We start from the raw sequence: 12,451 nt of genomic DNA on the forward strand, positions 1-12,451 counted from the left end.
TCGGCATGGCAGACACCGCGATGTGGCCCCTGGCCCCGCTGCAGCGGCGCTGGCGCCAGTGGTGGCAAGCCCGCCTGCGGCCCAGCCCCCACTGCACGCTGCGCCAGCGCAACCTCTACATCGTACCCACCCGGGCGGGCCTGGTGTTCGGGCTGACCCTGCTGCTGCTGCTGGTGGCCTCCATCAACTTCCAGCTCAACCTGGGCTACGCCCTCACCTTCCTGCTGACCGGCAGCGCCATCGTGTCGATGCACATGGCCCATGCCACGCTGCGCGGCCTGCAGTTGCACCTGGGACCGCTGACGCCGGTGTTCGCCGACCGGCCGGTGGACCTGACCGTGCGGGTGGACAACCCCGGCCGCACCCGCCATGGCATCGCCCTGAGCCTGCAGCCAGAAGAAACCCCGGCGCAGGCGCCCGTTTGGTTCGACGCCGCGGCCCAGGCGCAGACCGCCGTCACCCTGCGCTGGGTGGCACCGGGCCGCGGGCACTGGCCCCTGCCCCTGCTGCGCATCGAGACCCGTTTTCCCTTCGGGCTCTTCCGCGCCTGGGGCCTGTGGCGCCCGGATGCCCAGGCCTGGGTCTACCCGGCGCCGGAGCGCCCTGCACCGCCCCTGCCCCACGGTGGGGCGCAAGCCAGACCGGGCGGCCCCCCCACCCTCGGCCCGGCCGACGAGCACGACGGCATCCGCCCCTGGCGCCGGGGCGACCCGCTGAACCGGGTGGTCTGGAAGAAGGTGGCCCGCAGCGGCGAGCTGGTCAGCCGCGAGGCCGCCGGCACCGCACGGCCGCCCACGCTGTGGCTGGACTGGCAGCAGGCCGGCCCGGGCGACGCGGAGCGTCGTCTGTCCCGCCTGTGCGCCTGGGTGCTGGCGGCCCAGGCCCGCCAGCAGCCTTATGGACTGCGTCTGCCGGGACGGGAATGGGCCTGGAGCGAGGCCCCCACCCACCGCGACAGCGTGCTGCAGGCGCTGGCCCGATGGTGAACGGCCTGCGCGCCCGCTGGGACGGGCTGCCGCGCGACACGCGCGACACCTTCTTTGTGCTCGGCCTGATCGCCTGGACGGTGGCGCCGCACCTGGCGCGCCTGCCCGTGGGCGTGGGCCTGCTGTGCGCAGGCGTGCTGGCCTGGCGCGCGGTGCTGGCCTGGCGGGACGCGGCCCTGCCCGGCCGCTGGCCGCTGCTGGCGGTGCTGCTGCTGGCCGCGGGCCTGACCTGGTGGGACCAGCACACCCTGCTCGGCCGCGAGGCCGGCATCACGCTGCTGGTGGTGCTGATGGCCCTGAAAACCCTGGAGTTGCGGGCCCGGCGCGACGCGCTGGTGGTCTTCTTCCTGGGCTTCTTCCTGGTGCTCACGCAGTTCCTGTATTCGCAGTCCCTTCTGTCGGCGGCGGCCATGCTGCTGTCGGTCTGGGGCTGGCTCACCGCCCTCACACTGGCCCACATGCCCGCCGGGCGGCCCCCCCTGCGCGAGGCCGCCGGCACGGCGCTGCGGGCTGCGCTGCTGGGCCTGCCGGTGATGCTCGCGCTCTTCCTGCTCTTTCCCCGCATTCCGCCGCTGTGGAGCATGCCTGGCGATGGCGCCCGCACCGGCCTGTCGGACCACCTGCGCCTGGGCGACGTGGCCGAGTTGGCCCAGGACAACAGCGTGGCGCTGCGGCTGCGCTTCGAGGGCCCCGCCCCACCGCTGTCCCAGCTCTATCTGCGCGGGCCGGTGCTCTCCCGCTACGACGGTCAGAGCTGGCAGGCCGATCCCTGGCCCCGGCGTGCCCCCGCCCCACAACCCGCGGCCGCTCCCTCGGCCCCCGCAGGGGGCCTGGGCTACGAGATGACGCTGGAGCCTCTGCGCATCGCCTGGCTGCCGCTGCTGGACTACGCCACCACGCCGCCGCGGGCCGAGCCGCCGTTGGACGGCCTGCGCGCGCCGGACGACGACAGCCTGCAATGGCGGCTGCGCAGCCCCCTGGGCGAGCGGACCCGTCTGCTGGCCACGGCGGCCCCGCGACGACCGGATGGGGGCATCCTGCCCCGTTGGGACCGCCTGCAGCTGACCAGCCTGCCGCCGGGCCGGCATCCCCGCACCCGGGCCTGGGCACGCGCCCTGGCCACGCAGCCTGGTCTGCTGCACGCCGATGCCCAGACGCTGGCCCAGGCCGTGCTGCGGCACCTGCGCGAGGACGGCTACGCCTACACCCTGAGCCCCGGCCCCTACGAGGGCGATGCCATCGACGAGTTCTGGATGGACCGCAAGCTGGGCTTCTGCGAACACTACGCCAGCGCCTTCGTGGTGGTGATGCGCAGCCTGGGCGTGCCGGCGCGCATCGTCACCGGCTACCAGGGCACCGATCCGACCCCCGTGGACGGCCACTGGGTGGTGCGCCAAAGCAATGCCCACGCCTGGGCCGAGTACTGGCAGGAAGGCCAGGGCTGGCTGCGGGCCGACCCCACCGCCGCGGTGGCGCCCGACCGCATCCTGCGCAGCACGGCCTTGCGCCCGCCGCCCGGTCTGGTCATGGACACACTGGACAGCATGAGCCCGGGCCTGCGCCTGCAGCTGCGACGCTGGCTGGAGACCTGGGACAACCGCTGGAACCAATGGGTGCTGGGCTACGGCCGACAGCAGCAGTTCCAGCTGCTGCGCGACTGGGGCTGGCCGGAGGTGGATGCGGCGGCGCTGGCCCGCCTGCTGGTGCTGTGCTTGTCCGGCCTGGGCCTGGCGGGGGCCGCCTGGGCCTGGTGGGATGGCCGCCGACAGGCCCCCTGGCCCCGGCTGCAGCGGCGCCTGGCGCGCCGGCTGGCCCGCTGGGGCGTGACCCTGGCTCCGGCCGACAGCCCCGCCGCACTGGCCCGGCGTCTGGCCGAGCGCCACGGAGAGAACGTCGCGCCCATGGTGGCGGCGCTGCAGGCCCTGCAGCGCCAGCGCTACGCCCCGGGCCCCGCCCCGGCCACTCTCTCCACCTGGTGGCGGACTTTCCAGGCCGCGGAGCGGCGCTGCGCTCCCCCGCGGCGCCCATAATCTCCGGCATGACCCTGTCGCTTCCCGTTCCGCTGCGGCGCGCCTGCCGCGTTCTGCCCCTGCTCGCTCTGGCCGGCCTGGCCTCCACCGCCCAGGCCGCGGCGCCCTCGGCCAAGCGCGCTCCAGTCAAAGCCGCGGCCGTCATCAGCGACGACAGCCCCGATGTGGTCATCTATGGCCAGCGGGAGGACGTGGTGCAGTTCGGCCGCGCGCTGGCTGCCGCCAACCAGTTGGACCCCGAATGGGTGGTGGCCCAGCTGGCCCAGGCCCGCTTCCAGCCCCGCGTGACCCAGCTGGTCATGCCCCCGCCCGCGGGCACGCCCAAGAACTGGGCCGCCTACCGGGCTCGCTTCGTCGAGCCGCAACGCATCGGCGCCGGGCTGCGCTGGTGGCAGGACAACGCCGACGCCCTGGCCCGCGCCGAGGCCCGCTACGGCGTGCCGCCGGAGATCGTGGCGGCCATCGTCGGCGTCGAGACCTTCTATGGCCGACTGACGGGCAGTTTCAAGGTCATCGACGCGCTGGCCACGCTGTCCTTCGACTTCCCCACCGGCCGCAGCGACCGCTCGGCCTTCTACCGGGACGAACTGGGGGCCTTCCTGCGCTGGTGTGCTGTCGAGAAGCGGGACCCGCAGAGCGTGCTGGGCTCCTTCGCCGGCGCCATCGGCCTGCCGCAGTTCATGCCCAGCAGCATCCTGAAGTACGCGATGGATTTCGACGGCGACGGCCGCATCGACCTGAACACGCACGGCGACGACGTGGTGGGCAGCGTCGCGCACTACCTGGCCGAATTCGGCTGGCAGCGCGGCCTGGTGCCCACGGTGGCCGTCACGCCCCCCGCGGACGTGCGCGAGAAGGCGCTGATGTTGGTCAACGACATCAACCCCAGCCTCAGCGCCAGCCAGATGCGCGAGCACGGCGCCACCCTGGACGCCAGCGCCACCGACGCCCTGGGACCGCTGGCCCTGGTGGAGTTGCAAAACGGTGGCAACGCACCCAGCTACGTGGCGGGCACCCGCAACTTCTACGTCATCACGCGCTACAACTGGTCGGCCTACTACGCCATGGCGGTGGTGGATCTGGCGCGCGCCCTGCGCAGCGGGCGCACCGACAGCCTGGCCACGCCTGCGGCCCCGGCCGCCTCGGCCGCGCCCTGAGGTGCGCGTGGTCGTGCCTACAATGGCCGCCTCACCGCTCGTTTCACGCACTGGCCCATGACCCGTCTGTCGGATCTTGCCGAGCGCATCGACCGCCTCGTGCTGCGGCACGAGGAGCTTGCTCGCACCAACGCCCTGCTGACCCAGCAGGTGCAGGCCTTGCAAGCCGAACGCGACAGCCTCAAGTCCCGCCTGGCCGCAGCCCGCACCCGGGTCGAGGCCCTGCTCGACCGTCTGCCCACCGATCCCACCTCGTCCGGAGGTGACGTCGCATGAAGCAGATGGAAGTCACCATCCTGGGCCAGAGCTACCTGCTGGCCTGCCCCGAAGGCGGCGAGGATCTGCTGCGCCAGGCCGTGAGCCGGGTGGACCAGGAGATGAGCGCGATCCGCGATGCGGGCAAGGTCAAGGCGCGCGAGCGCATGGCCGTGCTGGCCGCGCTGAACCTGGCCTACCTGCTGGCCGAGCAGCGCCAGGCGCCGGCTACTGCGGTGCATGCGCCCACGCCGCCACAGCCCAACCTCGAGGCCAATCTCGAGGAAGAAGCCCTGCTGGACCGCCTGATCTCCCGACTCGACGCCACCCTGGGCGACGACGGGCAGCTGCTCTAGCACAAACCCGTTTCAAAGATCGTCCGGATTCCGCACTGCGCCCGTGGCAATTGCTTCACAGCCCAGGCGGTGCTGGTCCTAGAATGGGTTCGTCCGTTGCATCCGCGTGGGTTTTATATTTCCTTGAACCGATGCTCTCGCGAGCCCGGGCTTGGAACATTGCAGAGCGGGCGTGATCGTCTCGCGTCAGATGAACCCGAAGCCCTGCTGACCTCGCCCACCTGAATCCCCTGGGTTCAGGAATGCGGCCCACGGTTTGCGACGGACACCCTCTTCCCGCATCCCCCCATGCCCCAGTACTGGCTGATGAAGATCGAGCCGGCCGAGTGCTCGATCGACGAGCTCGCGCGGCGGCCCGCCCAGACCGTGCCCTGGACCGGGGTGCGCAACTACCAGGCACGCAACTTCATGCGCGACGCCATGCAGGTGGGCGACGGGGTGCTGTATTACCACTCCTCCTGCCCCGAACCCGGCGTGGCCGGTCTGGCCGAAGTGGCCAGCACCGCCTACCCGGATGCCACCCAGTTCGACCTGGGCAGCCCCTGGTTCGACCCGAAGTCCTCGCCCGAGCAGCCGCGCTGGCTGAACGTGGACGTGCGGCTGCAGCGCAGGACACGGCTGCTGCCGCTGGCCCGCATGCGCAGCGAACCGGCCCTGCAGAGCATGGTGCTGCTGCGTCCCGGCAGCCGGCTGTCGATCACCCCGGTGACCCCGCAGGAATGGCAGGCCGTGCTGGCGCTGCTGGATGCCCCCGCGGCATGAGCCCCAGCCTCGTTGTCGAGCTGTTGTGCCTGGGCACCTTCGGCGGCTTCATGGCCGGCCTGCTGGGCATCGGCGGCGGCATGGTGCTGGTGCCCTTCATGACCATCATCATGAGCCAGCGCGGCGTGCCGGCGGACATGGCGGTGAAGATGGCCATCGCCACCTCGATGGCCACCATCCTGTTCACTTCCCTGTCCAGCATGCGAGCGCACCACAAGCGCGGCGCGGTGCGCTGGCCCATCGTGGCCAGCATCGCTCCGGGCATCCTGATCGGTGGCCTGCTGGCGGGTGCGGGCGCCTTTTCGCTGCTCAAGGGACAGGCCCTGGCCCTGTTCTTCGCCGTCTTCGTCGGCTTCTCGGCCACGCAGATGCTGCGCCACCGACAGCCCCGCCCGGGCCGTGAACTGCCCGGCCCGGTGGGCCAGACGGCGGCCGGCACCGGCATCGGCTTTGTCTCGGGCCTGGTGGGTGCCGGTGGCGGCTTCCTCAGCGTGCCCTTCATGACCTGGTGCAACGTGCCCATGCACCAGGCGGTGGCCACCAGTGCGGCGCTGGGCTTTCCCATCGCCCTGTCCAACACGCTGGGTTATCTGGTGGGTGGCTGGTCGCTGCCGGCGGCCCTGCCCGGCGCCGTGGGCTACCTTTATCTGCCTGCACTGGGGGTCATCGTGCTGGCCAGCATGAGCATGGCGCCACTGGGTGCCCGGGCCGCCCACGCCATGGACGTGGCCCAGCTCCGGCGGGTGTTCGCCCTGGTGCTTTACGGGCTGGCGGGCTACATGCTGTGGAAGTCCTTCCACACTTGACGGCCGCGCGTTTTTGCATTTATGTCGCCGGCAAGGTAGAATCTTCCGCTTTGCTAGCAACCAACCGCGTGTCGATCCGGTGGACGGGATTTCCGGAACCGGCTTTGGCATAACACCAAAGCAACGTCCATAACGGACACCGAGCGCAACTCACCGAAGGATTCTTCGCTCATGACCACCATCCGAGTCAAGGAAAACGAGCCGTTCGACGTGGCACTGCGCCGCTTCAAGCGCACCATCGAAAAGCTGGGTCTGCTGACCGAACTGCGCGCCCGCGAGTTCTACGAGAAGCCCACTGCCGAGCGCAAGCGCAAGAAGGCTGCCGCCGTGAAGCGCCACTACAAGCGCGTGCGCAGCATGCAGCTGCCCAAGAAGCTCTACTGAGCTTCGTGCCGCCCTGCGGCACTGATCGAACGACCGTCCTCGGACGTCGCACAAAAAGCCCGCGCGGGACGCCGCAGCGGGCTTTTTTGCGTCTGGCCCCGCCTCTGCCGCGTTCCCTCAACCCAGCCGCGCCAGCTGCTCCCGCAGCTCCTCCACGGCCGCGCCCAGGGCCTGCTCGAACTCGGCACGCAGGGGATGCGCAGGCCGCCACTGCGGCACCACCTTGCCCAAATGGAACGGGATGCTGACCGAGAAGGGACGCACTTGCAGGGTCTGCGCTGCCGCCATCTCCAGGGCCGTGAGCGGGTTGACGATGGCCACCCCCAGGCCCTGGCGCACCAGGGCGCAGACCGACAGCGCACTGGGCGTTTCCAGCTGCAGCTGCCGCGCCACGCCCGCCTGGGCAAACACCGCATCCACCTGCTGCCGGTAAGAGTCGCTGGGCGCCAGGCTGATGAAGGACTGGCCCGCCAGGTCGGTCGGCGTGATGACCCGCCGCTCGGCCAGCGCATGGCCGGCCGGCAGCACGCAGACCTCGTCGGCCACCAGCAAGGTGCTGAGCTGGCAGCCTGGCGGCGGTTCACGCTGCTCGGTCAGGCCCAGGTCGTGCCGCTGCTCGGTCAGCGTGCTCTCCAACTGGGGTGATTCCAGCGGCACCAGGGCCACGGCCGCCGTGGGCCGGCGCTGCCGGTAGAGCGCCACCGCCCGGGGCAGCAAGGCATGGGCCAGGGCGGGCAGACAGGCCACCTGCAGGCGCACCGCGCCCGCATCCCTCAGGTTGAAGGCGGTGGCGGCGATCCGCTCCAACCCCTCGTAGGAGCGCTCCACCTCCTCCAGCAGGGCCTGGGCCTGGGCCGTCGGCCGCAGCCGGCCCTTGACCCGCTCGAACAGCACCAGGCCCAGCACCTGTTCCAGCCGGGCCAGCTCGCGGCTGACCGTCGGCTGGGAGGTGTGCAGTAACTCGGCCGCCCGGGTGACATGGCCGGTGCGCATCACGGCCCGGAAGACCTCCACCAGTCGGTGCGTCAATTCCATATCAATACTGAATCGATGGATGAAAAGAAACTATTTTTCAGTATGGCAGAAGCGCCGCATCATCGCGGCATGAATCCGTTCGCCCCCGACCTGCTCCGCACCCTGGCCCACGCCCATGGCACACCGCTGTGGGTCTATGACGCCGCCACCATCCGCCAGCGCATCGCCGAGCTGCGGGCCTTCGACACCATCCGCTATGCCCAGAAGGCCAACTCCAACACCCACCTGCTGCGTCTGATGCGCGAGGAAGGCGTGGTGGTCGATGCGGTGTCCCGTGGCGAGATCGAACGGGCCCTGGCCGCCGGCTTCAGCCCGGCGCCCAACGCCCAGGGTGCCGCTGGCATCGTCTTCACCGCCGACCTCTTCGACCAGCCCACGCTGGACACCGTGGTGAGGCACGGCGTCACCGTCAACGCCGGCTCGATCGACATGCTGGACCAGCTGGGCGCCGTCTCCCCCGGCCACCGCGTCTGGCTGCGCATCAACCCGGGCTTCGGCCACGGCCACAGCAACAAGACCAACACCGGCGGCGAGCACAGCAAGCACGGCATCTGGCACGCCGAGCTGCCGCAGGCCCTGGCCGCGGTGGCCCGCCACCGCCTGCACTTGGTGGGCCTGCACATGCACATCGGCTCGGGTGTGGATTACGGCCACCTGCAGCAGGTCTGCGCCGCCATGGTGGACCTGGTCAAGCGCGCCGGTGTGGCCGTCGAAGCCATCTCTGCCGGCGGCGGCCTGTCCATTCCCTACCGCGAGGGCGAGTCGCGCCTGGACACCGGGCACTACTTCCAGCTCTGGGATGCGGCCCGCCGCGAAATCGCCAGCCACCTGGGCCGCGATGTGCACCTGGAGCTGGAGCCCGGCCGCTACCTGGTGGCCGAGTCCGGCGTGCTGCTGACCGAGGTGCGGGCCACCAAGCACATGGGGCGCCAACGCTTCACGCTGGTCGACGCCGGCTTCTCGGACCTGATGCGGCCTGCCATGTACGGCGCCTACCATGGCATGAGCCTGCTGCCGGCCGACGATACGCCCCGAGCGGAGGTCGACACCGTGGTGGCCGGCCCGCTGTGCGAATCGGGCGACGTCTTCACCCAGGCCGATGGCGGCGTGGTGCTGACCCGCCGCCTGCCCGAGGCCCGGGTGGGTGACCTGCTGGTGCTGCACGATGCGGGCGCCTACGGGGCCTCGATGTCCAGCAACTACAACACCCGCGGCCTGGCGGCCGAGGTGCTGGTCGACGGCGACGCCCACCGCCTGATCCGCCGCCGCCAGACGGTGGAGGAACTGATCGCCCTGGAAAACGTCTGAGCGCGCTTCGGGACGACAATGCAGGCTTTGCTGCCAAGACATCGACCATGAGCACGCTGAAAGAACGCATCACCGAGGATATGAAGGCCGCCATGCGGGCCAAGGAAGCCGAGCGACTGGGCACCATCCGCCTGCTGCTGGCCGCCTGCAAGCAGAAGGAGGTCGACGAGCGCATTGAGCTCGACGACGCCGCCGTCATCGCCGTGGTGGACAAGCTGATCAAGCAGCGCAAGGACTCGGTGGCCGCCTACAGCCAGGCCGGCCGCAGCGACCTGGCCGACAAGGAAAGCGCCGAGATCACCGTGCTGCAGGTCTACCTGCCCCAGCGCCTGAGTGAGGCCGAGATCGCCGCAGCCGTGGCCACCATCGTGGCCGAGGTGGGCGCCACCGGCCCGGGCGACATGGGCAAGGTGATGGGCACGGTCAAGAGCCGCCTGGCCGGCAAGGCCGACATGGGTCTGGTGTCCGCCGCGGTCAAGAAAGCCCTTCAACCCTGATGCCCCACGAGGTCCCCCCGATGCAGACCACCCTGCCCCTCCAGGCCATCGCGCCAGACGTCTATGTCGCCCCGCAGATGCCCCCCGAGGCCATGGCCGAGCTGGCCCGCCTGGGCTTCAAGGCGGTGATCAACAACCGCCCGGACTTCGAGGGTGGACCGGATCAGCCCACCAGCGCCGCCGTGCAGGCCGCGGCCCTGGCCGCTGGCCTGCAGTACCGGCATCTGCCGGTGCAGGGGGCCTACCAGAGCCCGGAGGAGATCGCTGCCTTCGGTGTGCTGCTGGCCGAACTGCCCCGCCCGCTGCTGGCCTTCTGCCGCTCGGGCGCACGTTCAACCAAGCTCTACACGGCGGCCCGCACCGTCTGAGTGCACCGACCGACGGCGCAGGCGTCCGCCGTCCTAGGACTTTCCCGCAGTTGCGCTGAGCCATTGCTGCAAAGCGCCATGACTTCCGTACAGTGCGGCGATTCACCGGCCCAGGCCGGTGTTGCTTTACTCAGGAGACGCTGTGTCCGCATTGTTAGCCCTTTCACGATGGATCGACCGACTCAACGAGTGGGTTGGTCGCAGCGCCGCCTGGCTGGTCCTGGCCGCGGTGCTCATCAGTGCCCTCAACGCCATTGCCCGCAAGGCCTTCGACGTCGGCTCCAATGCCTTCCTGGAGATCCAGTGGTATCTGTTCGCCGGTGTCTTCCTGCTGGCCTCGGGCTACACCCTGCTGCGCCAGGAGCACGTGAAGATCGATGTGGTGCTCAGCCGCTTTTCCAAGCGCACCCAGATCGTCATTGAAGCCGTCTGCCTCGTTGTCTTCCTGCTGCCCTTCTGCGGGGTGGTCATCGACCTGGTCCTGCCCCTGGTCACACGGGCCTATGAGACGGGCGAGACCTCCAGCAATGCCGGGGGCCTGATCCGCTGGCCGGTCTACGCCCTGGTGCCCGTGGGCTTCAGCCTGCTGGGCCTGCAGGGCATCTCCGAGCTCATCAAGCGCATCGCCTTCCTGATGGGCCTGATCGAGGACCCGACCGAGAAAAAGCAGGAGAAGACCGCCGAGGAGGAACTGGCCGAAGCCATCCTGCGCGCCCAGAAGAACCAGGGGGCCGCGCAATGACCGAGTTCCTGCACGCCAACATGGCCCCGGTGATGTTCGGGGGCCTGATCGTCTTCCTGCTGATCGGCTTCCCCGTCGCCTTCTCGCTGGCCGCGGCCGGCCTGATGTTCAGCTTCATCGGCATCGAGTTCGGCATTCTGCCGTCCTCGCTGATGCAGGCCCTGCCGCTGCGCATCTTCGGCATCATGCAGAACGAGACGCTGCTGGCGATCCCGTTCTTCACCTTCATGGGCCTGATCCTGGAGCGATCCGGGATGGCCGAGGACCTGCTCGACACCATCGGCCAGCTCTTCGGCCCGATCCGCGGCGGCCTGGCCTTCGCGGTGATTCTGGTCGGCGCCATGCTGGCCGCCACCACCGGGGTGGTGGCGGCCTCGGTGATCTCGATGGGCCTGATCTCCCTGCCCATCATGCTGCGCTACGGCTATGACCGCCGCATCGCCTCGGGTGTCATCGCGGCCTCCGGCACGCTGGCCCAGATCATCCCGCCCTCCCTGGTGCTGATCATCATGGCCGACCAGTTGGGCCGCAGCGTGGGTGAGCTCTACAAGGGCGCCTTCATCCCGGGCTTCACGCTGACCGCGCTGTACACCGGCTTCATCGTCCTGGTCGCCATCTTCCGCAAGCACTGGGTGCCGGCGCTGCCCCCCGAAGCCCGCACCATCCGTGAAGACAATGGGTCGTCCGGCCTGCCCTCGCTGGGCCTGTTGGCCCTGGTGTCGGTCGGTGCGGCCGTCGCCTTCGCCAAGAGCCGCCCGGCCGAGACGCCCACCGACGAACTGATCGTGGTGTCGATGTGCGTGGGCGTGGGTATGGCCTTCGTGCTGTCCGTGCTCAACAAGGTCTTCAAGCTGGGCCTGCTCTCGCGCATGGCCGAACGGGTCACCTTTGTGCTGATCCCCCCACTGGGTCTGATCTTCCTCGTGCTGGGCACCATCTTCCTGGGCGTGGCCACGCCCACCGAGGGTGGCGCCATGGGCGCCGTTGGCGCGCTGGTCATGGCCCTGCTGCGCAAGCGCATCGACATGAAACTGCTGCGCCAAGCCATGGACTCGACCATGAAGCTGTCCTGCTTCGTGCTGTTCATCCTGATGGGCTCGACGGTCTTCAGCCTGACCTTCCAGGGCGTGGACGGGCCGAAGTGGGTCGAGCACCTGCTGACCAGCCTGCCCGGCGGCCAGGTGGGCTTCCTGATCGTCGTGAACATCCTGGTGTTCGTGCTGGCCTTCTTCCTGGACTTCTTCGAACTGTCCTTCATCATCGTGCCGCTGCTCGGCCCCGTGGCGGACAAGTTGGGCATCGACCTGGTCTGGTTCGGCGTGCTGCTGGCGGTCAACATGCAGACCTCCTTCATGCACCCGCCGTTCGGCTTCGCGCTGTTCTTCCTGCGCAGCGTGGCCCCCAACAAGGAGTACAAGGACCGCGTGACCGGCAAGCCGATCGCCCCGGTGACCACCGGCCAGATCTACTGGGGATCGGTGCCTTTCGTGATCATCCAGATCATCATGGTGGGATTGATCATCGCCTTCCCCAACCTGGTTTCAGGCGGGCTGGGACCGAAGGAAAAGATCGACCTCGACAAGGTGCAGATCCAGATCCAGCCGGAAAACGACTACGGCAATGACAGCAACCAGGACGTCAACGCCCTGTTCGGTCTGCCACCGGCGGCCAGCGGTGCCGCCTCGGACGCTGCACCCTGACCTTCTTGTGTCTCCATCGCAAAGGCCTCCTCGGAGGCCTTTTTTCATGGCGGGCTGCACAAGGA

The 12,451-nt window shown here is 69.7% G+C and carries 14 protein-coding genes and 1 other RNA gene; 14 read left to right on the forward strand and 1 reads right to left on the reverse strand.

Translation table 11 applies throughout. The features are described from left to right. The first annotated feature begins 5 nt into the window (after window positions 1-5). The 9 genes from M0L44_RS07625 to rpsU all read left to right on the forward strand — a co-directional run bounded on the left by M0L44_RS07625 (window position 6) and on the right by rpsU (window position 6,736). Window positions 6-986 (forward strand): DUF58 domain-containing protein, encoded by a 981-nt coding sequence (locus M0L44_RS07625; RefSeq protein ID WP_252769044.1) that lies wholly within the window; start codon window positions 6-8, stop codon window positions 984-986. Continuing rightward, a complete protein-coding gene (locus M0L44_RS07630; RefSeq protein WP_252769045.1) occupies window positions 980-3,016 on the forward strand; it encodes a transglutaminase TgpA family protein in 2,037 nt (678 codons plus the stop codon). Before M0L44_RS07625 ends, M0L44_RS07630 begins: the two co-directional genes overlap by 7 nt. An 8-nt stretch (window positions 3,017-3,024) precedes the next feature. Further along, on the forward strand, window positions 3,025-4,173 hold the full coding sequence (gene mltB, locus M0L44_RS07635) for a lytic murein transglycosylase B (protein WP_252769046.1): 1,149 nt from the start codon (window positions 3,025-3,027) through the stop codon (window positions 4,171-4,173). A gap of 57 nt (window positions 4,174-4,230) precedes the next feature. Next, window positions 4,231-4,449, forward strand: a complete 219-nt coding sequence (locus tag M0L44_RS07640; protein WP_252769047.1) for a cell division protein ZapB — start codon at window positions 4,231-4,233, stop codon at window positions 4,447-4,449. Beyond that, window positions 4,446-4,784, forward strand: coding sequence for a cell division protein ZapA (locus tag M0L44_RS07645; protein WP_252769048.1), 339 nt, complete (start codon window positions 4,446-4,448; stop codon window positions 4,782-4,784). The genes M0L44_RS07640 and M0L44_RS07645 overlap by 4 nt, the downstream gene beginning before the upstream one ends. 87 nt (window positions 4,785-4,871) lie before the next feature. Beyond that, a non-coding RNA gene (gene ssrS / locus M0L44_RS22270) (6S RNA) lies at window positions 4,872-5,056 on the forward strand. A 16-nt stretch (window positions 5,057-5,072) separates the two neighbouring features. Continuing rightward, window positions 5,073-5,546 (forward strand): EVE domain-containing protein, encoded by a 474-nt coding sequence (locus M0L44_RS07650; RefSeq protein WP_252769049.1) that lies wholly within the window; start codon window positions 5,073-5,075, stop codon window positions 5,544-5,546. Then, the gene (locus M0L44_RS07655) at window positions 5,543-6,352 is read left to right on the forward strand and encodes a sulfite exporter TauE/SafE family protein (RefSeq protein WP_252769050.1); all 810 of its coding nucleotides are present in this window, start codon (window positions 5,543-5,545) and stop codon (window positions 6,350-6,352) included. Before M0L44_RS07650 ends, M0L44_RS07655 begins: the two co-directional genes overlap by 4 nt. A gap of 171 nt (window positions 6,353-6,523) precedes the next feature. Further along, window positions 6,524-6,736: a 30S ribosomal protein S21 gene (gene rpsU / locus M0L44_RS07660; protein WP_012346814.1), complete on the forward strand. Its 213-nt coding sequence runs from the start codon at window positions 6,524-6,526 to the stop codon at window positions 6,734-6,736. A gap of 117 nt (window positions 6,737-6,853) precedes the next feature. Here rpsU and M0L44_RS07665 read toward each other — a convergent pair whose 3' ends face one another. Beyond that, window positions 6,854-7,771 (reverse strand): LysR family transcriptional regulator, encoded by a 918-nt coding sequence (locus M0L44_RS07665; protein ID WP_252769051.1) that lies wholly within the window; start codon window positions 7,769-7,771, stop codon window positions 6,854-6,856. 69 nt (window positions 7,772-7,840) lie between these two features. On the opposite strand from M0L44_RS07665, the gene lysA reads away from it, so the two are divergent. The 5 genes from lysA (at window position 7,841) to M0L44_RS07690 (ending at window position 12,386) form a co-directional block, all read left to right on the forward strand. Then, on the forward strand, window positions 7,841-9,079 hold the full coding sequence (gene lysA / locus M0L44_RS07670) for a diaminopimelate decarboxylase (protein ID WP_252769052.1): 1,239 nt from the start codon (window positions 7,841-7,843) through the stop codon (window positions 9,077-9,079). A 47-nt stretch (window positions 9,080-9,126) separates the two neighbouring features. Then, complete coding sequence (locus M0L44_RS07675) at window positions 9,127-9,576, forward strand: GatB/YqeY domain-containing protein (protein WP_252769053.1); 450 nt, start codon at window positions 9,127-9,129, stop codon at window positions 9,574-9,576. 20 nt (window positions 9,577-9,596) lie between these two features. After that, window positions 9,597-9,944: a protein tyrosine phosphatase family protein gene (locus M0L44_RS07680; RefSeq protein ID WP_252769054.1), complete on the forward strand. Its 348-nt coding sequence runs from the start codon at window positions 9,597-9,599 to the stop codon at window positions 9,942-9,944. A gap of 142 nt (window positions 9,945-10,086) precedes the next feature. After that, the gene (locus M0L44_RS07685; protein WP_252769055.1) at window positions 10,087-10,686 is read left to right on the forward strand and encodes a TRAP transporter small permease subunit; all 600 of its coding nucleotides are present in this window, start codon (window positions 10,087-10,089) and stop codon (window positions 10,684-10,686) included. Beyond that, window positions 10,683-12,386: a TRAP transporter large permease gene (locus M0L44_RS07690; protein ID WP_252769056.1), complete on the forward strand. Its 1,704-nt coding sequence runs from the start codon at window positions 10,683-10,685 to the stop codon at window positions 12,384-12,386. The genes M0L44_RS07685 and M0L44_RS07690 overlap by 4 nt, the downstream gene beginning before the upstream one ends. The last annotated feature ends 65 nt before the right edge of the window (window positions 12,387-12,451 follow it).

Origin of the sequence: Ideonella oryzae (assembly GCF_024055665.1) — a bacterium.
GTDB classification, from domain to species: Bacteria; Pseudomonadota; Gammaproteobacteria; order Burkholderiales; family Burkholderiaceae_C; genus Ideonella; species Ideonella oryzae.